The following is a 25,348-nucleotide window of genomic DNA, read 5'->3' as shown; positions in this document are numbered from 1 at the left end:
CCTTCGTGTATCAGTGTGTGATTGAGTCGGTTTCATCATCGGCATACGGGTCAGGGTGACCCAGTTCTGCCAGCAATTCCCGTTCCAGGCTTTCCATTTCCTCGGCCTCCTCATCTTCGATGTGGTCATAGCCGAGCAAGTGCAGGCAACCGTGGATGACCAGGTGCGCCCAGTGCGCTTCCAGCGATTTGCCTTGTTCGGCCGCTTCGCGCTCGACCACCGCTACACAGATCACCAGGTCGCCCAGCAGCGGGATATCGAGCAGCTCATCGGGCACATCGGCCGGGAACGACAACACATTGGTCGCGTAGTCCTTGTGCCGGTAGGTGTGGTTCAGCTCCCGGCCTTCGGCTTCGTCGACCAGGCGAATGGTCATTTCCGAGTCGGCGCTGCGCTGGCGCAACGCCAATTCACACCAGCGGCGCAGGGCAGCGTCTTCTGGAGTGGCAGCATCCGTGGCCCGTTGGATATCAAGTTCAAGCATCTTTGCCGGGCGCCTCGGGCTTGGACTGGCCGGCTTCGAAGCGGTCGTAGGCTTCGACGATACGCTGCACCAGTGGGTGACGAACCACATCCTTGGGTTGGAAATGGGTGAAGCTGATCCCCGGAACGTCCTTCAGCACCTCGATGACGTGCGCCAGGCCCGACTTGGTGCCACGGGGCAGGTCGACCTGGGTGATGTCACCGGTGATCACCGCGGTGGAGCCGAAGCCGATGCGGGTCAGGAACATCTTCATCTGCTCGAGCGTGGTGTTCTGGCTTTCGTCGAGGATGATGAAGCTGTTGTTCAGGGTGCGGCCACGCATGTAGGCCAGAGGGGCGATTTCGATCACCTGGCGTTCGATCAGCTTGGCCACGTGTTCGAAGCCGAGCATTTCGTACAGGGCGTCGTACAGCGGGCGCAGGTACGGGTCGATTTTCTGTGCCAGGTCGCCGGGCAGAAAACCGAGCTTCTCACCCGCCTCGACCGCCGGGCGCACCAGCAGGATGCGGCGCACCTGTTCGCGTTCCAGCGCGTCCACGGCGCAGGCTACGGCCAGGTAGGTCTTGCCGGTACCGGCCGGGCCTATGCCGAAATTGATGTCGTTGGCCAGGATTTCCTTGACGTAGCGCTGTTGGTTGAGCCCGCGCGGGCGGATATTGCCCTTGCGCGTGCGCAGCGACACGCTGACCTCGTTGACGGCCGGGTTGTCGATGTTTTCGACAGCCGATTCCTGCAGGTACAGGTGCACGGTTTCCGGTGACAGGTCGGTGGCCTTGGTCTCGCGATAGAGACGGCGCAGCAGCTGTTCGGCAGCGGAGGTGGTCCTGGGTTCGCCGATCAGTTCGAACTGATTGCCGCGGTTGCGGATCTCGATGGCCAGGCGCTGTTCGATCAGACGCAGGTGCTCGTCGAACTGGCCGCACAAGTTGGCGAAACGGTGGGCCTCGAAGGGTTCGAGGATGAAACGATGGGGTTCTATGGGTGCGTTCAAGGTCGTTTTTAGCCGCTCGACGGCGATGGAGTTGAACTCAAGAATAACCCTTGAATGGCAGTGGCGAAAGCACTGAAACGTTCAACGGTATGTACGGGCTGTTCTGGCCTTCCCGCGGGTCAACCCACTCCGGCAAGGCCGGTGGGGATCCTATGGGCGCGGGTTCACCCGTGAACAGGCCAGAACAGGTATCATGCCCACCTTTTCTTACGCATGTGTTATCTGGCCGAACATGAGCAAACGCGAACCCGCCATCTATAAAGTGATCTTCCTGAACCAGGGCCAGGTCTTCGAGATGTACGCCAAGCAGATCTACCAGAGTGACCTGTGGGGCTTTCTGGAAATCGAGGAGTTCGTGTTCGGAGAGCGCTCGCAACTGGTCGTGGACCCGAGTGAGGAGAAGCTCAAGAGCCAGTTCGACGGAGTGGTCCGCAGTTTCGTGCCGATGCACTCGATTGTGCGCATCGATGAGGTGGAGCGCCTGGGCACGGCGAAGATCAGCGAGGCCAAGGGCGGCGGCAATGTGATGCCGTTCCCGATGCCAATGCCGGAAAAGTGACCTTCAGGGAAGCGGCGAGAACGGCGTGCGCCCTTCGGCGTTCTGCAGTTCGAGCAGGTACTTGCGGAAAATCTGGCCGAGCACCTGGGTGGCATGCTCCAGTTCGTCACGGGGCATTTGCTCGGTTACTTCGTCGGCCATGTCCAGCGCATCTTCGGCGCCGTTGACCGCAGCCATTTTCAGCAGGATGTAGGCCTGTACGTTGTTGGCCTTGACCCCTTCGCCATGGAAGAACATGGCACCCAGACGGTATTGGGCGTCGGCTTGGCCTTGCAGCGATGCCTTCTGGAACCAGTCCAGGGCTTTGCCCAGGTTTTTTGGCGTTTGCGTGTAGTAATACTCGCCCAGTTCGAATTGCGCCTGGGCATCCCCCGCAGTCGCCGTCTGCTCGCAGGCCTTGAGGGCGTTTGCCAGGTCTTCAGGCTGAACGTTCAAGGTGCAGCGGCCCGTCGCCGGAATCAGCAACGAGTTACCGCCCTCCGCCAGGGCCAGCAGGGGCTGAAGAAGCAACAGGCAGCCCAGGGTCAGGGCGCGGCCGGTGCGGTTCATGGGGATCGACTTACCTCTGCAAAGCTGCGGCCAATGTCTCTGGTGGCACATTATGGGATAAGCAGCGCCAACCTTACAAAGTTTTACTCGAATTTCTGCTTGGTTGGGGAAGTCAGCTGATTGTGCGTGCGTATTTATTGCCTGTGCCGGCCTCTTCGCGGGTGAACCCGCGCCTACAAGGGGGTGTCGCTTTCATGAGTGTAGGCGTGGGGTTGCTCGCGAAGAGGCCGGTACAGGCTGGCCATCACTTCAGGGCAGCAAAGGCTTTCTCAGCCGCATCCAGGGTGATCTGCAGCTCCTTGTCGCCATGGGCGATGGAGGTGAAGCCCGCCTCGAATGCGCTCGGTGCCAGGTATACACCACCGTCGAGCATCAGGTGGAAGAAGCGCTTGAAGCGCTCGGCATCGCTGGCCATCACGTCTTCGAAGGTGACGATATCGTCGGCGCCGCTGAAGTACAGGCCGAACATGGCCCCGGCCTGGGTGGTGACGAATGGCACGCCAGCGGCATCGGCGCGTTGCTGCAGGCCGTCAAGCATGCGGCTGGTGTAGTCGGTCAGCTCGGCGTGGAAACCTGGGCGGCTGATCAGCTTGAGGGTGGTCAGGCCGGCGGCCATGGCCAGCGGATTGCCCGACAGGGTGCCGGCCTGGTAGACCGGGCCGAGCGGGGCGATGCAGCCCATGATTTCACGCTTGCCGCCGAAACAGCCGACCGGCATGCCGCCACCGACGATCTTGCCGAAGGTCGACAGGTCCGGCTTGATGCCGTAATGGCCCTGGGCGCCGCCGAGCGAGACGCGGAAACCGGTCATCACTTCGTCGAAGATCAGCACCACGCCATGCTTGTCGCATTGCTCGCGCAGGCCCTCGAGGAAACCCGGTGCCGGTGGTACGCAGTTCATGTTGCCGGCCACTGGCTCCACGATGATGCAGGCCACGGTCTGGCCAACTTCGGCCAGGGTCTTCTCGACGGCGGCGATGTCGTTGAACGGCAGGGTCAGGGTGTGCTTGGCGAAGTCCGCTGGCACGCCTGCCGAGCTTGGCACGCCTTGGGTCAGCAAGCCGGAGCCGGCTTTTACCAGCAGGCTGTCGGAGTGGCCGTGGTAGCAGCCTTCGAACTTGATGATGGCATCACGGCCAGTGTAGCCACGTGCCAGTCGGATGGCACTCATGGTGGCTTCAGTGCCCGAGCTGACCATGCGCACCATTTCCATCGACGGTACGATCGAGCAGACCAGGTCGGCCATCTCGGTTTCCATGGCGGTCGGCGCGCCGTAGGACAGGCCGTGCTCCAGCTGCTTGCGTACCGAGTCCAGCACGTCCGGGTGGCCGTGGCCGAGAATCATCGGGCCCCAGGAGCCGACGTAGTCGACGTAGCGTTTGTCGTCCTCGTCAACGACATAGGCGCCTTCGGCATGCTTGAAGAACAGCGGCGTGCCGCCAACGCTCTTGAAAGCGCGGACTGGCGAGTTGACACCGCCAGGGATGTGCTTCTGGGCTTGGGCGAACAGGGCTTCGGAACGGGACATGGAAGTATCTCTCGAATCAGGATGCGAACAAGGCGTTGAAGGCGCGGGCGCGGCGGGTGACTTCCTGCGCGCTGTCGGCACCGAACAAGCCGTGGATCACCGCCAGCAGGTCGGCACCGTGGGCGACCAGCGGGGCGGCGTTGTCGAGGGTGATGCCACCGATCACGGCGATCGGCAGTTTCACCTGGGGGCGGGCCTGCTCAAGCAGGCCGACATTGGCAGCGGGCGCGCCCGGCTTGGTGACAGAATTGAAGAAGCGGCCAAAGGCCACGTAGCTGGCGCCTTCGCTGGCAGCCTGGGCGGCCAGTTCGAGGCTGGCGTGGCAGGTGGAGCCGATGATTGCCTGACGGCCGAGCAGTGCGCGGGCCGGGGTCAGCGGGCCGTCGGTCTGGCCCAGGTGCACGCCGACACCCAGGCGGGCGGCCAGTTCGGCGTCATCGTTGATCAGCAACTGGGTGCCGTAACGCTCGCAGAGCTTCATCAGCCCTTCGGCTTCACGCAGGCGGCGCGCTGCATCGTCGCTCTTGTCGCGGTACTGCAGCAGGCACACGCCGCCTTCCAGGGCCGCCTCGACATGGGACAGGAAACGGCCGGCGAGCAGCTGGCTGTCGGTGATGGCGTACAGACCGCGTAGCTTCATTGAAGGCCTCGTATCAGGAGCAGAAGTCCAGGGGCAGGCGGCGCGGCACGTACTGGCCCTTGCCCAGTTGCTCGGCGTCACGCAGGGTGCGCCAGGTGTAGTCCAGGGCGGTGCGCACGGCGCTTTCCAGCTGCTCGCCGAGCGCCAGGCGGCCGGCCAGGGCGCTGGCCAGGGTGCAGCCCGAGCCGTGGTAGCTGCCTGGCAGGCGCTGGCAAGTCCAGGTGAAGTGCTGGCCGTCCTGGGTGTACAGGCGGTTGTGGATTTCGTCTTCGTCGCCGTGACCGCCGGTAATCAGCAGGTGTCTACAGAACGGCAACAGTTTCTCGGCACATTCGTCAGCGGTGCCTTCGGGCAGTTCGGCGAGGATGCGTGCTTCGGGCAGGTTCGGCGTGGCGATGGTCGCCAGCGGCAGCAGGCGTTCGCGCAGGGCATAGCCTACTTCGTCCTTGCCCAGGCGGCCACCGCCACCGGCACGCAGCACCGGGTCGCAGACCAGCGGCAGGTGGGGGTGGGCGGCCAGCAGTTCGGCGACGGTGTCGACCATCTCGATCGAGCCGAGCATGCCCAACTTGACGGCGGCCACCGTGGAGTCGGCCAGCACGGCGTTGGCCTGGGCCAGCACCCACTCGCGGTCGAGCACGCGGAAGTCGGAAACGTTGACGGTATCCTGCACGGTCAGGGCGGTCACTGCAGGTGCAGCGTGGCAGCCTTGGGCGATCAGGGCTTCGATATCTGCCTGCAAGCCGGCGCCGCCACTGGGGTCGTGGCCGGAGAGACAGAGGACAACGGGGCGGGAGCTGTAGGTATTCATGGTCGGCGAGCTTACCACCAAACCTGTTTGGGCGGATCGTCCGACAAACGAGTTTTACTGATCGATCGGTCAGGTTACTGATTGGTTTTCTTTTGAAAGCATTGATTTAGAGCCTTTTCTTTGTGTTTTTATGTGGCCGATTGCCAGGTTGTGAGGCTATGCTAGAGTGCTCGGATAACTCGACAAACGGGTGCTGCAGGATCACGTCGTCTCAAACGGATGGGAGGCTACCGCGACGCGACCGGGCAGGCCATGCTGGGGCTGTATGCGCTATTTGCTGATTGTGCTTATGGGTTTGCTGCCCGTGCTGGCCGGAGCGGTCGATTTCGACGTCGCTACCCGGCATCTCCCACTGGGCAAGGCCATGCAGGTTTATGAAGACCCCGATGGCAATGCCAGCATCGCTCAGGTCAGTGCCCCCGGGTTTGCCAAATACTTTCAGCCCCACCGTGAGGATGTGCTGAACGCCGGTTACTCCACCTCGGTGTTCTGGCTCAAGGTCGAGCTGCGCCCCGTTGCCGCGCCCAGCGCTGCCCCGCGGCAATGGCTGCTGGAGCTGGCCTATCCGCCACTGGATCACCTCGAACTGTATTTGCCTGACAGCAGCGGCTTGTACCGCCTGGCGCAGCGCACGGGCGATGCCTTGCCCTACGACAGCCGGCAGATCCGGCAGAACAACTACTTGTTCGAACTACAACTGCCACCTGGCAAGGTGACCACTGCGTACCTGCGGCTGCAAAGCCAGGGTTCGGTGCAAGCGCCGCTGGCGCTGTGGTCCCCTGAAGCCTATCTGGAAGAGCAGCCCACGCGCCTGTATGTGCTGGGGATGATCTACGGCGTGTTGCTGGTGATGCTGGTGTACAACCTGTTCATCTACCTCAGCGTGCGTGACGTCAGCTACCTCTATTACATCCTTTACATCGCTTCGTTCGGCCTTTACCAGGTCTCGGTGAATGGCGCCGGTGTAGCCTATTTCTGGCCAGACAGCCCTTGGTGGGCGAATGCCTCCACGCCATTGTTCATCGGTGCTGCCGGCCTGTTCGGTTGCCAGTTCGCCCGGCACTTCCTGCAATTGGGCAGCATCAACCGTGGCTTCGATCGCCTGTTGCAACTGCTGATGCTGGGTGGCGCGCTGGTCATGGTACTGGCGGTGAGCATGCCCTACGGCATTGCGCTGCGCATGGCGACGCTGCTGGCACTGCTGTTCACCATAAGCGTCTTCAGCGCCGGCCTGTATGCCTGGTGGCGCGGCTTGCGAGTGGCGCGCTGGTTCATCATCGCCTGGACGGCGTTCCTGCTTGGCGGACTGGTCAACACCTTGATGGTGCTGGGCTACCTGCCGAACGTGTTCATCACCATGTACGCCAGCCAGCTGGGTTCGGCCTTGGAAGTGGCCTTGCTGTCGCTGGCACTGGCCGACCGCATCAACAGCCTGCGCGAGCAGCAGGCACAGACCTTGCGCGACACTGGGCGTACGCTGGAGCAATTGAACCTGCAACTGGCCAGGAGCAATCGCCTGAAGGACGAGTTCCTGGCCAGCGTGACTCATGAACTGCGCACCCCGATGAATGGGGTGATTGGCTCGCTCGAGCTGATGCACACCCTGCCGATGGGGGCTGAAATGGCTCAGTACCATCACACGGCTGTGGGGTCTGCCCAAGGCATGATGGATATGGTCGATGCCATTCTTACCCTGTCCGAATTGCAGGCCGGCCGCCTGCGGGCGCAGCCGGCACCGTTCAGCCTGCGCGCCCTGTTGCAGGGCTTGCGCGCCGGTTATGCCGGGCAGGCGCTGGGCAAAGGCTTGTACCTGAGCCTGGATATTCCGGCCGACCTGCCGGACGGGTTGCTCGGTGACGGGCAGAAGCTGGCGCACTGCCTGGGTTGCCTGGTGGACAACGGTTTGAAGTTCACCCATCAGGGCGGTGTGATGATCCAAGTGCGCGGCCGCCGGGTGGGGCCGGATGATCTGGCGTTGACCTTTACCGTCAGCGACAGCGGTATCGGTTTCGATGATCTGGAGCAGTCGACCCTGTACCAGCGGTTCTTCCAGGTCGACGGTTCGATGACCCGGCGGTATGGCGGTTTGGGGATTGGGTTGTCGATTTGCCGGCAGATGGGAGAGTTGCTGGGGGCCAGATTGGCGCATGAGTCGACGCGCGGGTTGGGCAGCCGCTTCGAGTTGAGTTTGAATGTAGCGATTTCGCAGGTGCAGATGAGCCCGAACCTGCTGCAGGTGAGGCGCTCGCTGTAGGAGCGGGTTCACCCGCGAAAGGGCCGGGTCTGCAGGCCGATATCCACCCGCCGTTCACCGTTGCCGCCGCCACCGTATTCGCGGGTAAACCCGCTCCTACGCGCGCGCACGCCTGCAACCACACGTTTAGTCATTAATACCCCTTTGACTACCCCGCAAGCAGTGCTTCACTGGGTCTCTCAAGCCTACCCGGATCCAGGAGCCCCCCGATGAGCCTGCACCAGTACGCTGAAACCCACGAAGTCACCAACCAGCCGCCGCCGCTCGACGGTGCCAACCTGTACCGCCTCGACCTGCCATTGCAAGAATGGTCAAGGCGTTTTGGCGCGGGCTGGGCCGAGTCGCGGATCGACGCCTATGGTGCCCTGGCCGGCGGCCCGCTGATGCAGGCAGGCTTCCTGGCCAACGCGCACAAACCCGAGTTCAGCAGCCACGACCGCTATGGCCATCGCATCGACCTGGTCGAGTTCCACCCGGCCTACCATGAGCTGATGCGTACCGCCGTCGAACATGGCCTGCCTTCTTTGCCATGGGCCGAACCCCGTGCTGGCGCCCATGTTGCACGGGCTTCGATGACCTACCTGCACAGCCAGGCCGAGGCCGGCACCGGCTGCCCGCTGACCATGACGTTTGCCGCCGTGCCGGCATTGCGCCTGCAGCCTGAGCTGGCTGAATACTGGCTGCCGAAAATCCTTGCCTGCGAATATGACCCGCGCAACATTGGCGACCGGCACAAGGCCGGGGTCACCCTGGGCATGGCCATGACCGAAAAGCAGGGCGGCACCGATGTGCGCGCCAACACTACCCGGGCCTATCCGGTCGGTGCGCCAGGCCCGGGGCAGGCTTATGAGCTGGTTGGCCACAAGTGGTTCTGCTCGGCGCCGATGTGCGACGCTTTCCTGACCTTGGCGCAAACCGAAAAAGGCCTGAGCTGCTTCCTACTGCCGCGCCACCGCCCCGATGACAACCGCAACCAGTTCTATATCCAGCGCCTGAAGAACAAGCTGGGCAACAGCTCCAACGCCTCCAGCGAGGTGGAGTTCCGCGGTGCGCTGGCATGGATGATTGGCGAAGAGGGACGCGGCGTGCCGACCATCATCGAGATGGTCGCCATGACCCGGTTCGACTGCATGGTCGGCTCCAGCGCACTGATGCGCCAGGCGTTGACGCAGGCGGCCCACCATTGCGCGCATCGCAAGGTCGGCGGGCGGGTGCTCAATGAGCAACCTCTGATGCAGAACGTGCTGGCCGACCTGGCCCTGGAAAGCGAGGCTGCGCTTGCCCTGAGCTTGCGCATGGGCCAGGCGCTGGAGCAACTGGACGACCCGCAGCAGGCGCATTTCGCCCGGCTGGTCACGGCGGTGGGCAAGTACTGGATCTGCAAACGTGCGCCGGCCATGATCAACGAGGCCGCCGAATGCCTGGGTGGCGCGGGTTATGTGGAAGACAGCATTCTGCCACGGCTGTACCGCGAGGCACCGGTCAACTCGACCTGGGAGGGCTCGGGCAACGTGCAGTGCCTGGATGTGCTGCGGGCCTTGTCCAAGGAGCCGGGCGTACTCGATGCACTGTTTGTCGAGCTGGGTGACGGGCATGGCGACCCGCGCCTGGCGGCGCATATCGGCAACCTCAAGGGGGCGTTTGCCGACACCGGTGACATGCAGTACCGCGCGCGGCAACTGACCGAGGATATTGCCCTGGCGTTGCAGGCCAAGCTGCTGCTGGAGGCGGGGAATACGGAGGTCAGTGATGCGTTTATCGGCAGCCGCTTGGCCGGTGGTGGCCGGGTGTACGGGGCGCTGCCGCGAGGTGTGGATGTGATGGCATTGGTAACAAGGGCTACGCCTGCCTGGCCGTTGTAGCAGCGGGCTTGCCCGCGAATGCACCCAACACCGATCAATGGGGGTGTATTTAACCAAGAAGGCAGGCAAGATGGATCACATGCATGTCCAGACAGGAAGCACAGTGTGAGCCACGCTTTTGTAGTCGTTGATACCCCCGAACAGGCCGTCGACCGTCTGGCGGCCTTGCATGAACAGGCCACAGGTGCCCTGAGTCAGGCCCTCAAGCGTTACCTGAAGGACCGTACCGAGCCCGATACCGATGAGCGCGACCTGTTCCGCTACCCGGCACTGCGCCTGACCTACTATAGCCATGGCGAAGTCGCCGCCACCACCCGCGCTTATGCCAAGGTCCAGGTTGCCGGCACCTACAGCGTCACCGTCACCCAGCCCGCTGCGTTCCGTGGCTACCTGCTGGAGCAACTGCGCCCGCTGATGCATGACTACACCGTTACGGTAGAAGTCGGCGTCAGCGAGCAGAACATCCCTTACCCCTATGTGGTCGACCAGGGCGACGAATTGGCCGGCAGCGGCATTACCGCTGCGCAGTTGGCGCGGGTGTTCCCCAGCACCGACCTGTCGGCGGCCACCGACAACATCGCCGATGGCCTGTACGACTGGGACCATGCTGAAATCATGCCACTGGCATTGTTCGATGCCGCGCGGGTCGACTTCTCGCTGCGCCGCCTGGTGCACTACACCGGCAGCGACTGGCGCCATGTACAGCCGTGGATCCTGCTGACCAACTACCACCGCTATGTCGACCAGTTCATCAGCCATGGCCTGGAACAGCTGCGTGACGACTCGCGCTTCGTGCGTATGGTGCTGCCGGGCAACGTCGTGATCGAAAAGGGCATGGACCATGGCGAAACCCAGGCTCTGGTGGCCAGCGTGGTCTGGCACCGCTTCCAGATGCCGGCCTACCACCTGATCGCCGCCGACGGCAATGGCGTTACCTTGGTCAACATTGGTGTCGGCCCGTCCAACGCCAAGAACATCACCGATCACCTGGCCGTGCTGCGCCCGCATTGCTGGCTGATGATCGGCCACTGCGGCGGCCTGCGGCAGTCGCAGACCATCGGCGACTACGTGCTGGCACACGCCTATATGCGCCGTGACGGCATTCTCGACCGGGTCGTGCCGCCGAATATCCCGATCCCGGCCCTGGCCGAAGTGCAGATGGCCTTGCAGGAGGCTGCCGCACAGGTCACTGGCGAGCGTGGCGAGCAGTTGAAAAAGCGCCTGCGCACCGGCACCGTGCTGACCTACGACGACCGCAACTGGGAGTTGCGCTGGGCCCAGGAACGCCCGCTGATCAACCTGTCGCGTGCCGTGGCGGTGGACATGGAAAGCGGCACCATTGCTGCCCAGGGCTACCGTTTGCGCGTGCCTTACGGCACCTTGCTGTGTGTGTCCGACAAGCCGCTGCACAGCGAGATCAAACTGCCAGGTTCGGCCAACGCCTTCTACAACCGAGCGGTCAGCCAGCACCTGAAGATCGGCATTGCTGCCCTCGACCTGCTGCGCACCGAGCTGAACTCGCTGCACTCGCGTAAACTGCGCAGCTTCGATGAGCCGCCGTTCCGCTGAGGATCCATGTCACTGCCACCCCGTAACAAGCCGCGCCGCCCCCAGGTGCGGCCTGCCGCCGGCCCGCGTCGCCAGGCCAAGGCGCCACCTGCCGAGCCGCGCCTGATCCTGTTCAACAAACCGTTCGACGTGCTGACCCAGTTCAGCGACGGTGAAGGGCGCGCGACGCTCAAGGACTTCATCGACATCCCGGGCGTGTACCCGGCCGGGCGGCTGGACCGTGACAGTGAAGGCTTGCTGTTGTTGACCAACGATGGCGGGTTGCAGGCGCGGATTGCCGACCCGAAGCACAAGCTGGCCAAGACCTACTGGGTCCAGGTAGAAGGCGAACCGAGTGACGAGCAGTTGCAGCGTTTGCGCGATGGTGTGGCGCTGAATGATGGGCCGACCTTGCCGGCTGAGGCGCGGCGCCTGGAAGAACCCGAACTGTGGCCGCGCAACCCGCCGGTACGCTTTCGCAAGAGCGTGCCAACCAGCTGGCTGGAGCTGGTGATTCGCGAAGGGCGTAACCGCCAGGTGCGGCGCATGACGGCGGCGGTGGGGCTGCCGACCTTGCGCCTGGTGCGCGTGCGCATTGGTGACTGGGCGCTGGATGGGCTGGAGCAGGGTTGCTGGCGGGAGGTCCCTGCCAAGCTTTAGTTCAGGTCAGGGCCTGTTCGCGGGCACGCCCGCGAATGGCCCTGAAATGTTTTATACGCCTTCCAGAAACCCCACCACCACGCTTTTGATGATGAAGGCCAGCACCCCCAGGCCCAGCACGAAGAACAGGATCAGCGTCCCGAACTTACCCGCCTTGGACTTTTTTGCCAGGTCCCAGACGATGAAGCCCATGAAACCGATCAACACGGTGACCAGAATGATCATCATCCATTCTTCGAATACGGCGGGATCCATCGGTGTTCTCCAGGCGGGTTGAGCGTCCGATTATACGTCGGCTGGGTAAGCAATTAACGCAGGTGGGTCAATGGCAGCTCGGTGCTGGCCAACACCTGGTTGAGCACGAAGCTCGAACGCACGCTGGTGACGCCTTCGATACGCGTCAGGCTGCCTAGAAGCAGTTTCTGGTAGTGGTCCATGTCCGGCACCACCACTTTCAACTGATAGTCCGCATCCATGCCGGTGACCAGGCTGCATTCGAGCACCTGTGGCAGGTTGCGGATGGCGGCCTCGAATGTTTCAAAGCGTTCCGGGGTGTGGCGGTCCATGCCTATCAATACATAGGCGGTCAGGCTCAGGCCCAGCTTCTTGCGGTCGAGCAGGGCCACCTGGCGCGAAATGTAGCCGTCGTCCTCCAGTTGCTTGACCCGACGCGAGCATGGCGATGGCGACAGGCCGATGCGTTCGGCCAATTCCTGGTTGGAAATGCGCGCATCGCGCTGCAATTCGGCGAGGATGCTCAGGTCGTAGCGGTCAAGTTTGCTCATGGCATTTGCCTTTTCTGTTCGGATTGCTGCGAATTATCAATCCAGGGTGAAAAATTGCGCAAGTGCTATTTATCTGAGCAATCTTCGCAATCCTCTGTCGCAACCCGTCCGGTATCTTTATCACCAGAATCACTGCCCGGACATCAGTCCACGGCGACGCGCCCTAGGCGGGCGGTTGCGGCCAGCCATCCAACAGGATCTGCAGGCCCCCGGGCTACACACCTTCCAGAAGACGGTGTGAGGTGAGCCGGCGCCACAAGTGCCGAGCACGGACGACAATTCCTGAAGGGAGGCCCTGTGGCCTCCCTTTTTTCATGTCGGGAATTTTAATTGGCCTGTGTGGTGGGCGCGGTAGACTGGCGTTGGTTGCAGTTTTTTCTACCGAGAGGAACACCATGACGTCGCGCATCTGGCAGTTGGCAGGTGTTGGTTTGCTGGGTTTGAGCATCAGCCTTGGGGCCTTGGCTGAAGGGCCCGGCGAAGGGCCCGGTGAACGTGGCCAGCAGGTGCAAGGTGAGGGTGGGCCGGGGCGCTCGCTCAACTCGCGCGACGAAGTGCGCCAGACCCAACCGCCGCGCCAGGGGTATTACCAGGACATTCCCCGCCGCCACGGTGATGATCACCACTGGCAAGCCGGTGGCCCGGGGCAACGGCCCGGTGGCGACTGGCACGGGCGCCCGGATGGCCACGGCAATGGCTGGGGGCCTGGGCCGCAGTATCGCCCGGGGCACACGGTGGACCATTTTTCTGACCGCTACTGGAAAGTACCCTACCGGGGCGCTGATTATTTCTACTCGGGGGGGTACTGGTACCGCCCGCACGGGGGCAGTTACATCGTGGTGACCCCGCCGTACGGCGTGCGGGTCAATTACCTGCCGCCTTATGCGCGGGAAGTGTGGTTGGGTGGTGCGCTGTTCTTTCTGGTGGCCGATACCTATTACCAGTACCTGGCAGACAGCCAGGAATATGTGGTGGTCAATCCGCCGGTCGGCGTGCCGTCGCCCGTGCCGGTGGCCCCGGCAAATGGTGGGTATGACGTGGTGGCCTATCCGATGTATGGCCAGGGTCAGGAACAGCAGGAGCAGGACCGCTACCAGTGCCATCGCTGGGCGGTGAGCCAGTCAGGCTTCGACCCGGCGACGGCGACGTACGCACCGGCGGCCACTGTGCTCAGCCACTACCAGCGGGCGCTGGGGGCCTGTTTCAGTGGTCGGGGTTACAGCATCAACTGAACCCTGCAGGGGTAGGGATTAATTACCTCATACCGGGTCGGCGTGCACCATCACGTCCGCCTGTGGGTAACGCTGGCGGATCACCCGCGAGGCCTCCACGCACAAGCTGTGCGCCTCATGCAGCGGCAGTTGCCCCGGCAGCTCCAGGTGCAGTTGCACAAACCACTGGTTGCCCGACACGCGCGTGCGCAGGTCATGCACGCCTTTCACGCCTGCAACGGCCAGCACCAGCGCGGCCATGTCCTCGCCAACGTCGCCGGGTAACGCCTTGTCCATCAGGATCGCCGTACTTTCGCGGGCAATTTGCAGCGCGCTCCAAAGGATGTAAAAGGCGATGCCAAGGCCGAACAGCGCATCCAGCTGCGGCCAGCCAAAACGCGCCAGCAACAGGGCCAGCAGAATGCTGCCGTTGAGCAACAAGTCAGAACGGTAGTGCAGGGAATCTGCCCGTACCGCAGTAGAGCCGGTGAGCCGGATGACCTTGTACTGCAGTGCCAGCAGGGCGACCGTCAGCACCAGCGACAGCAGCATCACCGCGATTCCGATTGAGGTATCACCCAGCGGTTGCGGGGTGGACAGGCGCTCGACCGCCTGCACCCCGATCAGCACCGCACTGCCACCGATGAACAGCGCCTGCGCCATACCGGCCAAGGCCTCGGCCTTGCCATGGCCGAACCGGTGATCGTCGTCTGCCGGGCGCAGGGCGTAGTGCACCGCCAGCAGGTTGAGGAACGAGGCCACGGCGTCCAGTGCCGAGTCAGTCAGCCCGGCCAGCAGGCTCACCGAACCACTCAGCCACCAGGCCAGCGCCTTGCTCAGCACCAAGATGCTGGCCACCGCCAATGACGCGCGCGTGGCCAGGCGGAGCAGGCGCTGGTGTTCAGCCGGAGTAGTGATCATCCGTGGTCAGTGTCCGTGTGGCTCAGGCTGCCGGAACCAGGCCCATACTGGCCAGTTGTTCGATGCTGCCGCGGTGCTGGATCAGCCGTGGGTCGTTCAGCGGCAGGCGCTGGCCCAGTTCGCTTTCCAGAATGGCTTGCAGCTTCAGGTTGTCGACCTTGCCATCCGGGCTGACGGCTTCTTGCAGTTTGGCCGGGTCAACCTGGGCAGTGCGGCCACCTGGGTAGTAGATGGCGCCGGTGGCAAAGTCGATACCGAAGGCAATCAGCCCCGGGATTACATAGAACAGGATGCCAATGGCATCCATGGCGGCAACCACAGGGTCGATCTTGCCGCCGATTTGGCCGCGCCGGTCCGGGTAGAAAATGGTGCCGCAGGCCGTCAGTTGGGTCAGCAGGGTGGCGATGAGGGCGCCACCGATGACGCGGGTCGAGATACGCATGTAAATCTCCGAAAAGTGTTCAGCAGGGCAAGCGAAGCGCCTGCGCCTGATGCTAAGACCATGATAGAGCAGGCTGGGTTCGCCGTTATACTCGCGAGACTGTTCGAGGACCACCATGATTTCATTACCCATTGATGCTGCCTTGCCCGCCCTGCGCCAGGCTCTGGAAAACCGTGACGAAGTGGTGCTTGAAGCGCCGCCTGGCGCTGGCAAGACCACCCGCGTGCCACTGGCGCTGCTGCACGAACCGTGGCTGGCCGGGCAGAGCATCCTCATGCTCGAGCCACGGCGCCTGGCTGCGCGGGCAGCGGCCGAACGGCTGGCCAGTGAGCTGGGCGAGCAGGTTGGGGAAACGGTGGGTTACCGCATCCGTCTGGACAGCAAGGTCGGCCCGAAAACCCGTATTGAAGTGGTGACCGAAGGCATCCTCACACGCCGCCTGCAAGCCGACCCGGCGCTGGAAGGGGTGGGCCTGCTGATTTTCGACGAATATCACGAACGCAGCCTGGATGCCGATCTCGCACTTGCGCTGAGCCTTAACGGCCGCGAGTTGCTGCGTGACGACCCGCCCCTGAAGATTCTGCTGATGTCGGCGACGCTGGAAGGTGAGCGCCTGTCGCGGCTGTTGGACGACGCCCCGGTGGTCAGCAGCGAAGGGCGCATGCATCCGGTGGATATCCGCTGGGGGCGGCCGTTCCAGCCAGGCGAATTCATCGAGCCACGGGTGGTGGACAGCGTGCTGCATGCGCTGGCTGACCAGGCCGGCAGCGTGCTGGTGTTCCTGCCTGGGCAAGCCGAGATCCGCCGGGTTCACCAAAGCCTTCAGGAGGCGCTGGGGGCGCGCCCCGAGATTCTGCTGTGCCCGCTGCATGGCGAGCTCGACCTCAATGCCCAGCGCGCCGCTATCGACCCGCCGGCCAAGGGCCTGCGCAAGGTGGTGCTGGCCACCAACATCGCTGAGACCAGCCTGACCATCGATGGCGTGCGCGTGGTGATCGACGCAGGCCTGGCCCGGGTGCCGCGCTTCGACCCCGGCAGCGGCATGACCCGCCTGGACACCCAGCGCATTTCCCGCGCCAGTGCCACCCAGCGCGCTGGGCGTGCCGGCCGCCTGGAGCCCGGCGTGTGCTACCGCCTTTGGTCCGAGGCCCAGCATGACCAGTTGGCCGCCCATGGGAGTGCCGAGATTCTTCAGGCCGACCTGGCCGGGCTGGCCCTGCAGCTGGCGCGCTGGGGTGTAACCCCCGAGCAGTTGCGCTGGCTCGACCAGCCACCGGCTGCAGCGTTCGCCCAGGCCCAGGACCTGTTGGCGCGACTCAGCGCCTTCCGGCCGGGCAGCCGCGACACCCTCAGCGAACATGGCCAGGCCATGGCCGAACTGCCGGCTCACCCACGCATCGCGCACTTGTTGCTGCGGGGTCAGGACCTGGGCCTGGCACAGATGGCCTGCGATGTGGCTGCACTGCTGGGGGAGCGGGACATCCAGCGTGGCGGTGGTGCCGACTTGCACAGCCGGCTTGCGCTGGTCAGCGGTGAGAGCAAGGCTGCGCGTGGCGGCCAGGGGGGTGTGCAGCGTGCTCGTCAGCTGGCACGGCAATACCGTGGCCTGTTGCGTGGCAAGGTCGGTGCACCGGTTGCCGACCCGGACCACCCGCGCTGGCTGGGCGCCCTGTTGGCGCTGGCCTACCCTGACCGGGTCGCCCAGCAGCGCCGGGCGGGCGGGGCGGAGTATCGGCTCGCCAACGGCCGTGCGGCCCAGTTTGGCGAAGTCGATGCATTGATGAAGTGCCCATGGCTGGTGATCGCCGACCTGGGTAGCCGCCAGGGGCAGCGTGAGGAGCGGATCTATCTGGCCGCCGAATTCGATCCGGCGTTGCTCGAGGGTGTGCTGGCCGAACAGGTCGAGCGGGTCGATATCCTTGATTGGGACGAGCGCGAGCAGGTGTTGCGCGCCGAGCGCCAGGTGAAGGTTGGCGAACTGGTCCTCAGCCGCGAGCCGCTGCCCGGGCTGGATGATGAAGCCAGGGCCCGAGCGCTGCTTGGCCTGGTCCGGCGCAAAGGTTTGAACCTGCTGACCTGGACGCCGGAACTGCGGCAATGGCAGGCACGTGTGGCGCTGTTGCGTCAGCTCGACCTGCAGAAGGATGGCCACAGCGAATGGCCTGACCTGGGGGACGAAGCCCTGCTGGCCAGCCTGGAAGACTGGTTGCAGCCTTACCTGAGCAAAGTATCGCGCCTCAGCCACTTTGCCGCGCTGGACTTGCCGTCGATGCTGCGCAACCTGCTGCCCTGGCCGCTGCCGCAACGCCTGGAAGAACAGGCCCCGGCGCATCTGGCCGTGCCGTCCGGCTCGAACATCCGCCTGGATTACAGCGAAACCCCGCCGATTCTCGCCGTGCGTCTGCAAGAACTGTTCGGCCTTGCCGATACCCCGCGCATCGCCAACGGCCGGCAGCAGGTCAAGCTGCACCTGCTGTCACCGGCACGTCGGCCGGTGCAGGTGACCCAGGACCTGGCCAGCTTCTGGCGCACGACCTATGCCGAGGTGAAGAAAGACCTGAAAGGGCGCTATCCGAAGCATTACTGGCCGGACGACCCTCTGGTGGCCGAGGCTACGGCGCGGGCCAAGCCGAGAGGGCGCTGATGCACAGCACCGAGTGCGGCAGGCCGAAAAAATCATGTGCTGGGCACGACGTGTCAGTGGTCGTGCCATTCATCGTATTGCACCCGCCAGAGAAGCTTGATCTGCTTGCCTCAATAGGAAAGTGATCACTTCGCCTTCCTCGACGTTGAGCAAGGCTACCCACTCCCCACTCCTGTGCGGCGTATCCGTGAGGGCGCCGACCCTGTAGCCCCGCTGGTCGCGCAGATGGCAGACAAGGCCTTCATCTGTCAGCGCCAGCGGCTCGATTTTCCAGTATTCGCTAACGTCTGCATGCCAGTAAAAGCCCAGATAACCATTGCGGCTGACCCCTAGTTTCTTGGTCTCCGGGCGCCCAGGCATGCTGATGCGGTAGTGCAGGCGATCGTTGGTCCGCGAGTGGTAATGAAAGTCCATCACCGGCGAGTCCTGCCTTCCCCCCGCCTGCAACCAGTCATCCTCTGGGGTAATGCCCCAGCTGAACTTGTCTGAACTGCGGCTGAGGCGTAGTGGGATGTCCCGGTCGACGGCGCGCATGTACAGCTTGCCGCGAAAAGACCTGGCGTACCTGGCCTGAATGGTTTCGTTCATGGTGCACTCCTAGAACAGCATTGAGGATGTGCACTCTGGCGCCAAGGCTGGGCAGCGCGGCAGGCCGAAAACATTCCCCGGTGGCCTCAGGTGCTGGCTTCGCCTTCCAGCAACATGAACAGGCGATACAGCACCACGGTGCTGAACAGTTGCAGGAAGCCGCTGAGGCTGTCCATGGCCAGTTCCATCCCGGGTGATGGCTCGGGGAAGGCCATCAGCAGCAGCCCGTCGATCAGCCAGATCGGCGCCAGCACGCCTACCACGCAGACCATGATGCGCATGAAATGCCCGGTGGTCATGCTTGCGCTGTCGCGCATCGCCTGTACCACCGGCCGGCCGCGCAGCACCAGCAGGTACTCGGCGAACACCAGGTTGATCATGATCCACACCCCCGGGAAGATGAACAGCGCAAGGCCGGCCATGATCAGTAGCGAGCTGATCAGGATCAGCAGGGCCAGTTGCGGCCACAGCTGCAGGGCGCGGGCGAACAGGTCGCGCTTGGCGATTTCCTGGCCGTTGCTGCGCGTGTCCAGGTACAGGATCAGGGCTGCGCTGTACAGCGGGTAGAACAACAGGCTGACCAGCATGCCGTAGGCCGGTGATGCCTGGTCGCCCAGCTGCCGGTACAGCAATTGGGTGACCAGGGCTTCCACCACCACCAGCGGCAGGCACAGCTGCAGGATGTTTGGCAGGTGACGGCGGAAGAAGTACAAGGAGTCGCGCAAAACGCTCAGCGGATTCATCAGTCAACATCGCATGGCAGTAAAAACAGGGGCCTAACTTTAGCCCAAAGCAGGCCTGGGGCTGTCACTTGCTGAAAAAAGTTTCACCGCAGCAGTGATTGAATCCCGCGCCTGTACGCCCCATCTTTGACGCTGTCCGATGTCCCGCTACCCCACGAGGTCGCCCCATGAACACTGAAGAACAAACCCTGATTGACGGCCTGTTCGGCCGCCTCAAGCAAGCCGAAGACCCGAGCCAGCCGCGTGACGCGCAAGCCCAGGCGTGCATCGAGCAGCACGTGCGTCAGCAACCGGCGGCGCCTTACTACATGGCCCAGGCGATTTTGGTGCAGGAGGCCGCAATCAAGCGCCTCGACGAACAGAACAAGCAACTGGAAGCCGAGCTGCAGCAGGCCCGTGCCCAGGCTCAGGCGGCACAAGCCGCCAGCAGTGCGCCGAGCAATGGCGGGGGTGGTTTCTTGTCCAGCATCTTTGGTTCGGGTGGGCGCAACGCAGCGCCGGCGGTGCAGCCACAGCGCCCTTCGGCGCCCCCTGTAGTGTCCGGTGGTGGCTGGCGCGAGCCGTCGGCCCCTGGTTTTGGCCAACCTCAGGCGCCGCAGCCTGGCTATGGCGCCGCGCCTGCGCGCAGCGGGGCCAGCAGCTTCCTTGGCGGGGCCATGCAGACCGCCGCCGGTGTGGCCGGTGGTGTGCTGCTGGCGCAGGGTATCAGCAGCCTGTTCAACCACAACTCGCAACCGGAAGAAGTGGTCGAGGTCATCAAGGAAGAGCCGGCGCCAGCCAGCGACAGTGGTGGCTGGAACGACCAGGGCGGGCAGCAGCAAGTGGCTGACAACGGTGGCTGGGGCAGTGACCAGGGCGGATACGCCGACGGTGGTTTTGGCAGCGATGACGGTGGGTTCTTCTCGGACGACGATTCTTACGTCTGACAGGTCTGGCATACTGCTGGCATTTCCGGGGGCGCTTTGCGCCCCTTCGCGGGCACGCCCGCTCCCACAGGTGTACGCGCGATACCTGTGGGGGCGGGCGTGTCCGCGAAGGTCTGCGCAGCAGCCCCCCCAGCACTCCAGGCCAAAAATGAGGTTCCCAGGTGAAAAAGATCGCGCTGTTCGCCGATGTGCAGAACCTCTACTACACCGTGCGCCAGGCCCACGGCTGCCATTTCAACTACACCGCCCTGTGGGCCGATGTCAGCCGCGAAGGCCAGATCGTCGAGGCGGTGGCCTATGCCATCGACCGTGGCGACAGCAAACAACAGCAGTTCCAGCAGATCTTGCGCAACCTCGGTTTCGAGGTGCGCCTCAAACCGTTCATCCAGCGCAGCGATGGCTCGGCCAAAGGTGACTGGGATGTGGGCATTACTCTGGATGTGATCGACGCGGCCAGCCGGGTCGACCAGGTGGTGCTGGCCTCCGGTGACGGTGACTTCGACCTGCTGCTGGAGCGGGTAATCCAGCGCCATGGCGCCGAAGCGGTGGTGTATGGCGTGCCGGGGCTGACGGCGTTGTCACTGATCCGTGCTGCCACCCGCTACGTGCCCATCGAAGGCGCGCTGTTGCTCAAACACTAAGGTCTTTTCATGGAACGTATCGCTGTCATCGACTTTGAAACCACCGGCATTTCCCCCGGTACCGGCTGCCGTGCCACCGAGGTGGCGGTGGTAATGCTCGAGGGTGGGCGCATTGTCGAGCGCTACCAGAGTCTGATGAATGCAGGCGTGCCGGTGCCGGCTTTCGTCGCAGGGCTGACCGGCATCACCACCGCCATGCTGCGCAGTGCGCCGCCGGTGGACAAGGTGATGAACGAGGTGGCCGAGTTCGTCGGCGGCACCCCATTGTTGGCGCACAACGCTGCTTTCGACCAGAAGTTCTGGGATTACGAGCTGGGCCGTATTGGCCGCAGCCGCAGCCAGCCCTTCGCGTGTTCCCTGTTGCTGTCACGGCGGCTGCTGCCCGCCGCGCCGAACCACAAGCTGGGCACTTTGACACGCTGGGCTGGGTTGCCAGACACGGGGACCGCGCACCGGGCCATGGCCGATGCCGAAATGGCCGCCAACCTGCTGCAGCATCTGGCGGGTGTGTTGCGCCAGGACCACGGGGTTCAGCAACTGTCGCACGAGCTGCTTTGCCGGCTGCAGAAAACCCCGGCTGCGAAGCTGCGCGAAGCGCTGGCCAAGTACTGCAGGGATTAGCCAGTGAACGTCTGGGGGAGTGTCGCCTACGTCGAATGCACCAGAATTGTGCCGCTCATTTGAACCCGTTCTGTAACGTCCCTTCACCCAGGCAGGCCGTTAAACTGAGGCACCCGTAAACGGATTTCGAGTTTTCCCCATGCCTGCCTCCCGTCGTTTCCCGCTGCTGCTGATTGGCGCCTTCCTGGCCCTGTATCTGGTCTGGGGTTCCACTTACCTGTTCATTCGCATCGGCGTCGAGAGCTGGCCTCCGATGCTCATGGCCGGTGTGCGCTTCCTGATCGCCGGTGGCCTGCTGTACGGCTTCCTGCGTTGGCGCGGCGTGCCGGCACCTACCTGGCCACAATGGCGGGCGGCAGGGGCGATCGGTTTCTTGTTGCTCAGCTGTGGCAACGGCGGGGTAACCGTGGCTGAGCATGCCGGCGTGGCTTCGGGGGTGGCGGCTTTGGCGGTGGCGACGGTGCCGCTGTTCACCTTGCTGTTCGGCCTGTTGTTCGGGCACCGCAATTCGAAGCTGGAATGGGCGGGGATAGCCCTTGGGCTGGTGGGCATCGGCCTGCTGAACCTGGGCTCCAACCTGCAGGCAAGCCCGATAGGTGCGGCGCTGATCATCTTCGCGGCAGCGTCCTGGGCGTTCGGCTCGGTGTGGAGCAAGACCTTGCCGCTGCCTCAGGGGCCGATGGCCAGCGCAGCGGAAATGCTGGTCGGGGGTGCGGTGCTGTTGCTGGGCAGTGTGCTATCGGGCGAACGCATGACACAGCTGCCGACCGCCGCTGGCTGGGGGGCGCTGGCCTACCTGGTGTTCTTCGGTTCGATCCTGGCGTTCAGTGCCTACATGTACCTGCTCAAGCACGTGCGCCCGGCAGCGGCCACCAGCTACGCCTACGTCAACCCGGCGGTGGCGGTGCTGCTGGGGATCGTCTTTGCCGGTGAGCAGATTGGCGCTGAAGAGTGTGTGGCGATGGCAGTGATCATCGGTGCGGTGGTGCTGATCGGCCTGCCGCAGTGGCGCAAGGCGCCTGAACCTGTGCAACCGTTGAAAGGTGAAATCTGCAAGTAGGCAGGGGCGATGCGGTAAACTTGCCGCCTTCGCTGAACCCCCTGACGGTATTGCCATGAATTTCGCCAAACTCGGCCTGATCGAACCGCTGCTGCGCACGCTGCAGCAACTGGACTACACCACCCCGACCCCGGTGCAGGCCAAAGCCATCCCCGCCGTGCTGGCCGGCCGCGACCTGATGGCCGCAGCCCAGACCGGTACCGGCAAGACCGCAGGCTTTGCCCTGCCTGTGCTGCAGCGCCTGGCGCTGGAGGGCGAGAAGGTGGCCAGCAACTCGATCCGCGCCTTGGTGCTGGTACCCACTCGCGAGCTGGCCGAGCAGGTGCACAACAACGTGCGCGAATACGCCGAGAACCTGCCGCTGAGTACTTACGCGGTGTATGGCGGGGTCAGTATCAACCCACAGATGATGCGCCTGCGCCGGGGTGTCGACCTGCTGGTGGCTACCCCTGGCCGCTTGCTCGACCTGTTCCGGCAGAACGCCGTGAAGTTCAACCAGGTGCAGACCCTGGTGCTGGATGAAGCCGACCGCATGCTTGACCTGGGCTTTGCCGAAGAGCTGCAGTCGGTGTATGCGGCACTGCCGCGCAAGCGCCAGACGCTGCTGTTTTCCGCCACCTTTTCCGATCAGATTCGCATGCTGGCGGGGCTGGCGCTGAATGACCCGCTCAGTATCGAAGTGAGCCCGCGCAACGCCACGGCCGCCAGCGTCAAGCAGTGGCTGGTGCCTGTGGACAAGAAGCGCAAGGCCGACCTGTTCTGCCACCTGCTGCGCAAGCAGCGCTGGAAGCAGGTGCTGGTGTTCGCCAAGACCCGCAATGGCGTCGATCAGCTGGTGGAGCGCTTGCTGGCCGAAGGCGTGAATGCCGACGGCATCCACGGTGATCGCCCACAGGCTACTCGCCAGCGTGCGCTGGACAGCTTCAAGGCCCGTGAGGTGCAAGTTCTGGTGGCGACCGATGTGGCGGCCCGTGGCCTGGATATCGATGACTTGCCGCTGGTCGTCAACCTCGACCTGCCGATCGTTGCCGAAGACTACGTGCACCGCATTGGGCGTACCGGGCGGGCGGGCAACAAGGGCGAGGCGATTTCGCTGGTGTGTGCGGATGAAGTGCAACTGCTGGCGGCTATCGAGGTGCTGACCCGGCAGACCCTGCCGCGTCATGAAGAGCCGGATTTCATCCCCGAGCACCGGGTGCCGATGACCGATGCCAGTGGGCAGGTTATCAAGAAACCGAAGAAACCCAAGAAGCCGAAAGAAAACAGCGCCAAGCGCGGGCTGGGGCGCTGGATGGACAGCAGTGAAGCTGGCAGTGCGGAACCGGCGGTGAAGGCTGTACGCAAGGTGCCGAGCTTCAATGGTGGGCCGCGCAAGCGCAAGCCTTGAGGCTTTGGGGCCGCTTTGCGGCCCATTCGCGACGCAAGGCCGCTCCCACACGGATCGCGCCAGCTTTCAGAAATTGAGCAAGACAGTTGCTCCCACATGGGCTGCGCAATCTGGATTGACGCAGTACTTGTGGAAGCCGCCCCGGCAAGCTGTCAGGAAGCCCGCACCCAGTCCGCCGCTGCCCGCCCGGCGCGCAAGCCGCTGGCAAAGCACGCCGTGAGCAGATAACCCCCGGTCGGCGCCTCCCAGTCCAGCATCTCGCCGGCACAGAACACCCCCGGCACGGCCTTGACCATCAACCCCTCATCCAGCCCCTCGAAGCGGACCCCGCCGGCACTGCTGATCGCTTCATCCAGCGGCCGCGTGCGTACCAGGGTGATAGGCAATGCCTTGATGGCCCGGGCCAAAGCATCAACGTCGGCAAAGGTCGCCTGATCGGTCAGTTCGCGCAGCAGTGCGGCCTTGACCCCATCAATCCCCAGCTGGCTGTGCAGGTGCTTGGCCATGGAGCGTGAACCGCGTGGTTTGGCCAATGCCTGGGCAATCTTGTCCACAGGCTTGTCCGGCAGCAGGTCGAGCAACAATACCCCGCGGCCTTCACGGTGGATGGCCTCGCGTACCGGTGCCGACCAGGCGTACACCAGGCTGCCTTCCACGCCTTGAGCGGTGAGGATGAACTCGCCCTTGCGCGGTGCGCTGCCCGGGACGCTGAGGGCGATGTTCTTCAGCGGTGCGCCCGCGAACTTGTCCTTGAGCAGCGCGCTCCAGCCCTCTACTTCAAAACCGCAGTTGCTCGGCTGCAAAGGCGAGATATCCACAGCCCGTTCTGCCAGCAGCGGTTGCCAGCTGCCGTCAGAACCCAGGCGCGCCCAGCTGGCGCCACCCAGCGCCAGCACCACGACCGAGGCTTTCACCTGACGTTCGCCCTGTGGATAAGCAATTCGCAAGCTGCCATCGGTGTTCCAGCCCAACCAGCGATGGCGGGTGTGGATAACTACCCCGTTGTCGCGCAGGCGCTTGAGCCAGGCACGCAGCAACGGTGCGGCTTTCATGTCGGTGGGGAACACCCGGCCCGAGGTGCCGACGAAGGTTTCGATGCCCAAACCATGAATCCACTGGCGCAACGCGTCAGCATCGAAGTCGCGTAGCAGGGCCTCGATTTCGCCTTGGCGTTCGGCATAGCGTGCCACGAACGCCGGGTAGGGCTCGGAATGGGTGATGTTCATGCCGCCGACGCCCGCCAGCAGGAACTTGCGGCCCACTGAAGGCATGGCATCGAACACCTCGACCGCCAGGCCTGCCTTGGCCAGTGCTTCGGCAGCCATCAGGCCGGCGGGGCCGCCACCGATGACGACAGCGGGGGGAGGGGATGCGGGGGTCAGATCGGGCATGGTGGGCAGCAGGCTGTGGAAAAGAGGCGCATTCTACCGCAGCGCTGCCCATGGAAGCACTGATCAAAAAATAGCCAGTGTTATGCAGGCCTTGCCAGTAAA

26 protein-coding genes are annotated in these 25,348 nt (G+C 63.8%); 12 read left to right on the top strand and 14 right to left on the bottom strand.

The genetic code is table 11. The annotated features are described in order from the left end of the window. Window positions 1–10: 10 nt before the first annotated feature. Window positions 11–484, bottom strand: a complete 474-nt coding sequence (gene ybeY / locus REH59_RS25555) for an rRNA maturation RNase YbeY (RefSeq protein WP_003249763.1) — start codon at window positions 482–484, stop codon at window positions 11–13. Next, complete coding sequence (locus REH59_RS25550; protein ID WP_014861643.1) at window positions 477–1,475, bottom strand: PhoH family protein; 999 nt, start codon at window positions 1,473–1,475, stop codon at window positions 477–479. Before REH59_RS25550 ends, ybeY begins: the two co-directional genes overlap by 8 nt. Before the next feature lie 232 nt (window positions 1,476–1,707). Here REH59_RS25550 and REH59_RS25545 point away from each other — a divergent pair, with 232 nt between their 5' ends. Further along, a complete protein-coding gene (locus REH59_RS25545) occupies window positions 1,708–2,034 on the top strand; it encodes a DUF1820 family protein (protein ID WP_003249769.1) in 327 nt (108 codons plus the stop codon). A gap of 3 nt (window positions 2,035–2,037) precedes the next feature. On the opposite strand, the gene REH59_RS25540 is transcribed toward REH59_RS25545, so the two are convergent. The 4 genes from REH59_RS25540 to REH59_RS25525 form a co-directional block, all read right to left on the bottom strand. Then, complete coding sequence (locus REH59_RS25540) at window positions 2,038–2,583, bottom strand: tetratricopeptide repeat protein (RefSeq protein ID WP_004576914.1); 546 nt, start codon at window positions 2,581–2,583, stop codon at window positions 2,038–2,040. A gap of 244 nt (window positions 2,584–2,827) precedes the next feature. Further along, the gene (gene hemL / locus REH59_RS25535) at window positions 2,828–4,111 is read right to left on the bottom strand and encodes a glutamate-1-semialdehyde 2,1-aminomutase (protein ID WP_003249773.1); all 1,284 of its coding nucleotides are present in this window, start codon (window positions 4,109–4,111) and stop codon (window positions 2,828–2,830) included. 16 nt (window positions 4,112–4,127) lie between these two features. Continuing rightward, window positions 4,128–4,751, bottom strand: coding sequence for a thiamine phosphate synthase (gene thiE / locus REH59_RS25530; protein ID WP_014861642.1), 624 nt, complete (start codon window positions 4,749–4,751; stop codon window positions 4,128–4,130). Window positions 4,752–4,764: 13 nt separating this feature from the next. Further along, the gene (locus REH59_RS25525; protein ID WP_010955404.1) at window positions 4,765–5,562 is read right to left on the bottom strand and encodes a hydroxymethylpyrimidine/phosphomethylpyrimidine kinase; all 798 of its coding nucleotides are present in this window, start codon (window positions 5,560–5,562) and stop codon (window positions 4,765–4,767) included. A 265-nt stretch (window positions 5,563–5,827) separates the two neighbouring features. Between REH59_RS25525 and REH59_RS25520 the strand changes: the two genes are divergently transcribed. Next, on the top strand, window positions 5,828–7,816 hold the full coding sequence (locus REH59_RS25520; protein ID WP_014861641.1) for a sensor histidine kinase: 1,989 nt from the start codon (window positions 5,828–5,830) through the stop codon (window positions 7,814–7,816). 8 nt (window positions 7,817–7,824) lie between these two features. Here the strand turns inward: REH59_RS25520 and REH59_RS25515 are convergent, their stop codons facing one another. Further along, entirely contained in the window at window positions 7,825–7,950 is a 126-nt protein-coding gene (locus REH59_RS25515; protein ID WP_209019161.1) for a diguanylate phosphodiesterase, read from the bottom strand. Window positions 7,951–8,025: 75 nt separating this feature from the next. On the opposite strand from REH59_RS25515, the gene REH59_RS25510 reads away from it, so the two are divergent. The 3 genes from REH59_RS25510 (at window position 8,026) to REH59_RS25500 (ending at window position 11,886) form a co-directional block, all read left to right on the top strand. Continuing rightward, a complete protein-coding gene (locus REH59_RS25510; RefSeq protein ID WP_014861639.1) occupies window positions 8,026–9,678 on the top strand; it encodes an acyl-CoA dehydrogenase family protein in 1,653 nt (550 codons plus the stop codon). A gap of 105 nt (window positions 9,679–9,783) precedes the next feature. Further along, a complete protein-coding gene (gene amn / locus REH59_RS25505; RefSeq protein ID WP_003249782.1) occupies window positions 9,784–11,247 on the top strand; it encodes an AMP nucleosidase in 1,464 nt (487 codons plus the stop codon). Between the two features lie 6 nt (window positions 11,248–11,253). After that, window positions 11,254–11,886 carry a pseudouridine synthase gene (locus REH59_RS25500; protein ID WP_014861638.1) on the top strand — a complete coding sequence of 211 codons (633 nt, stop codon included), beginning with the start codon at window positions 11,254–11,256 and terminating at the stop codon, window positions 11,884–11,886. A gap of 51 nt (window positions 11,887–11,937) precedes the next feature. Here the strand turns inward: REH59_RS25500 and REH59_RS25495 are convergent, their stop codons facing one another. Next, window positions 11,938–12,141 carry a DUF2788 domain-containing protein gene (locus REH59_RS25495; RefSeq protein ID WP_003249787.1) on the bottom strand — a complete coding sequence of 68 codons (204 nt, stop codon included), beginning with the start codon at window positions 12,139–12,141 and terminating at the stop codon, window positions 11,938–11,940. 53 nt (window positions 12,142–12,194) lie between these two features. After that, window positions 12,195–12,671 carry an Lrp/AsnC family transcriptional regulator gene (locus REH59_RS25490; protein ID WP_003249795.1) on the bottom strand — a complete coding sequence of 159 codons (477 nt, stop codon included), beginning with the start codon at window positions 12,669–12,671 and terminating at the stop codon, window positions 12,195–12,197. Between the two features lie 395 nt (window positions 12,672–13,066). Here REH59_RS25490 and REH59_RS25485 point away from each other — a divergent pair, with 395 nt between their 5' ends. After that, the gene (locus REH59_RS25485; RefSeq protein WP_004576861.1) at window positions 13,067–13,903 is read left to right on the top strand and encodes a DUF6515 family protein; all 837 of its coding nucleotides are present in this window, start codon (window positions 13,067–13,069) and stop codon (window positions 13,901–13,903) included. 27 nt (window positions 13,904–13,930) lie between these two features. Here REH59_RS25485 and REH59_RS25480 read toward each other — a convergent pair whose 3' ends face one another. Then, complete coding sequence (locus REH59_RS25480; protein WP_003249799.1) at window positions 13,931–14,803, bottom strand: cation diffusion facilitator family transporter; 873 nt, start codon at window positions 14,801–14,803, stop codon at window positions 13,931–13,933. 22 nt (window positions 14,804–14,825) lie between these two features. Next, on the bottom strand, window positions 14,826–15,245 hold the full coding sequence (locus REH59_RS25475) for a hypothetical protein (protein WP_003249801.1): 420 nt from the start codon (window positions 15,243–15,245) through the stop codon (window positions 14,826–14,828). 115 nt (window positions 15,246–15,360) lie between these two features. Here REH59_RS25475 and hrpB point away from each other — a divergent pair, with 115 nt between their 5' ends. Further along, a complete protein-coding gene (hrpB, locus tag REH59_RS25470; protein ID WP_014861637.1) occupies window positions 15,361–17,889 on the top strand; it encodes an ATP-dependent helicase HrpB in 2,529 nt (842 codons plus the stop codon). 69 nt (window positions 17,890–17,958) lie between these two features. Here hrpB and REH59_RS25465 read toward each other — a convergent pair whose 3' ends face one another. Next, on the bottom strand, window positions 17,959–18,477 hold the full coding sequence (locus tag REH59_RS25465) for a hypothetical protein (RefSeq protein WP_003249804.1): 519 nt from the start codon (window positions 18,475–18,477) through the stop codon (window positions 17,959–17,961). Window positions 18,478–18,563: 86 nt separating this feature from the next. Then, entirely contained in the window at window positions 18,564–19,220 is a 657-nt protein-coding gene (locus REH59_RS25460) for a YciC family protein (protein ID WP_003249806.1), read from the bottom strand. A 167-nt stretch (window positions 19,221–19,387) separates the two neighbouring features. Between REH59_RS25460 and REH59_RS25455 the strand changes: the two genes are divergently transcribed. The 5 genes from REH59_RS25455 (at window position 19,388) to REH59_RS25435 (ending at window position 23,855) form a co-directional block, all read left to right on the top strand. Continuing rightward, window positions 19,388–20,146 carry a DUF2076 domain-containing protein gene (locus REH59_RS25455; RefSeq protein ID WP_014861636.1) on the top strand — a complete coding sequence of 253 codons (759 nt, stop codon included), beginning with the start codon at window positions 19,388–19,390 and terminating at the stop codon, window positions 20,144–20,146. A 161-nt stretch (window positions 20,147–20,307) separates the two neighbouring features. Further along, window positions 20,308–20,787, top strand: a complete 480-nt coding sequence (locus tag REH59_RS25450) for an NYN domain-containing protein (RefSeq protein WP_003249810.1) — start codon at window positions 20,308–20,310, stop codon at window positions 20,785–20,787. A 9-nt stretch (window positions 20,788–20,796) separates the two neighbouring features. Further along, complete coding sequence (locus REH59_RS25445) at window positions 20,797–21,408, top strand: PolC-type DNA polymerase III (RefSeq protein WP_014861635.1); 612 nt, start codon at window positions 20,797–20,799, stop codon at window positions 21,406–21,408. 139 nt (window positions 21,409–21,547) lie between these two features. Then, window positions 21,548–22,468, top strand: a complete 921-nt coding sequence (gene yedA, locus REH59_RS25440) for a drug/metabolite exporter YedA (protein ID WP_004576856.1) — start codon at window positions 21,548–21,550, stop codon at window positions 22,466–22,468. 55 nt (window positions 22,469–22,523) lie between these two features. Next, on the top strand, window positions 22,524–23,855 hold the full coding sequence (locus tag REH59_RS25435; protein ID WP_014592486.1) for a DEAD/DEAH box helicase: 1,332 nt from the start codon (window positions 22,524–22,526) through the stop codon (window positions 23,853–23,855). A 152-nt stretch (window positions 23,856–24,007) separates the two neighbouring features. On the opposite strand, the gene REH59_RS25430 is transcribed toward REH59_RS25435, so the two are convergent. Then, entirely contained in the window at window positions 24,008–25,246 is a 1,239-nt protein-coding gene (locus REH59_RS25430; protein WP_019752571.1) for a TIGR03862 family flavoprotein, read from the bottom strand. Between the last annotated feature and the right edge of the window lie 102 nt (window positions 25,247–25,348).

This window comes from Pseudomonas sp. BO3-4, assembly GCF_034044115.1.
Lineage (GTDB): Bacteria > Pseudomonadota > Gammaproteobacteria > Pseudomonadales > Pseudomonadaceae > Aquipseudomonas > Aquipseudomonas alloputida.
This window is presented reverse-complemented; position numbering and strand designations above follow the sequence as displayed.

Bases quoted from the DNA above. Each gene is read 5' to 3' on its own strand.
- REH59_RS25445 (WP_014861635.1), top strand. From the start codon at position 20,797: ATGGAACGTATCGCTGTCATCGACTTTGAAACCACCGGCATTTCCCCC.
- hemL (WP_003249773.1), bottom strand. From the start codon at position 4,111: ATGTCCCGTTCCGAAGCCCTGTTCGCCCAAGCCCAGAAGCACATCCCT.
- REH59_RS25435 (WP_014592486.1), top strand. From the start codon at position 22,524: ATGAATTTCGCCAAACTCGGCCTGATCGAACCGCTGCTGCGCACGCTG.
- REH59_RS25500 (WP_014861638.1), top strand. From the start codon at position 11,254: ATGTCACTGCCACCCCGTAACAAGCCGCGCCGCCCCCAGGTGCGGCCT.
- REH59_RS25525 (WP_010955404.1), bottom strand. From the start codon at position 5,562: ATGAATACCTACAGCTCCCGCCCCGTTGTCCTCTGTCTCTCCGGCCAC.
- ybeY (WP_003249763.1), bottom strand. From the start codon at position 484: ATGCTTGAACTTGATATCCAACGGGCCACGGATGCTGCCACTCCAGAA.
- REH59_RS25455 (WP_014861636.1), top strand. From the start codon at position 19,388: ATGAACACTGAAGAACAAACCCTGATTGACGGCCTGTTCGGCCGCCTC.
- hrpB (WP_014861637.1), top strand. From the start codon at position 15,361: ATGATTTCATTACCCATTGATGCTGCCTTGCCCGCCCTGCGCCAGGCT.
- REH59_RS25475 (WP_003249801.1), bottom strand. From the start codon at position 15,245: ATGCGTATCTCGACCCGCGTCATCGGTGGCGCCCTCATCGCCACCCTG.
- REH59_RS25480 (WP_003249799.1), bottom strand. From the start codon at position 14,803: ATGATCACTACTCCGGCTGAACACCAGCGCCTGCTCCGCCTGGCCACG.
- REH59_RS25540 (WP_004576914.1), bottom strand. From the start codon at position 2,583: ATGAACCGCACCGGCCGCGCCCTGACCCTGGGCTGCCTGTTGCTTCTT.
- REH59_RS25465 (WP_003249804.1), bottom strand. From the start codon at position 18,477: ATGAACGAAACCATTCAGGCCAGGTACGCCAGGTCTTTTCGCGGCAAG.
- REH59_RS25510 (WP_014861639.1), top strand. From the start codon at position 8,026: ATGAGCCTGCACCAGTACGCTGAAACCCACGAAGTCACCAACCAGCCG.
- REH59_RS25490 (WP_003249795.1), bottom strand. From the start codon at position 12,671: ATGAGCAAACTTGACCGCTACGACCTGAGCATCCTCGCCGAATTGCAG.
- REH59_RS25520 (WP_014861641.1), top strand. From the start codon at position 5,828: ATGCGCTATTTGCTGATTGTGCTTATGGGTTTGCTGCCCGTGCTGGCC.
- REH59_RS25495 (WP_003249787.1), bottom strand. From the start codon at position 12,141: ATGGATCCCGCCGTATTCGAAGAATGGATGATGATCATTCTGGTCACC.
- REH59_RS25485 (WP_004576861.1), top strand. From the start codon at position 13,067: ATGACGTCGCGCATCTGGCAGTTGGCAGGTGTTGGTTTGCTGGGTTTG.
- REH59_RS25515 (WP_209019161.1), bottom strand. From the start codon at position 7,950: ATGACTAAACGTGTGGTTGCAGGCGTGCGCGCGCGTAGGAGCGGGTTT.
- thiE (WP_014861642.1), bottom strand. From the start codon at position 4,751: ATGAAGCTACGCGGTCTGTACGCCATCACCGACAGCCAGCTGCTCGCC.
- REH59_RS25430 (WP_019752571.1), bottom strand. From the start codon at position 25,246: ATGCCCGATCTGACCCCCGCATCCCCTCCCCCCGCTGTCGTCATCGGT.
- REH59_RS25545 (WP_003249769.1), top strand. From the start codon at position 1,708: ATGAGCAAACGCGAACCCGCCATCTATAAAGTGATCTTCCTGAACCAG.
- yedA (WP_004576856.1), top strand. From the start codon at position 21,548: ATGCCTGCCTCCCGTCGTTTCCCGCTGCTGCTGATTGGCGCCTTCCTG.
- REH59_RS25460 (WP_003249806.1), bottom strand. From the start codon at position 19,220: ATGAATCCGCTGAGCGTTTTGCGCGACTCCTTGTACTTCTTCCGCCGT.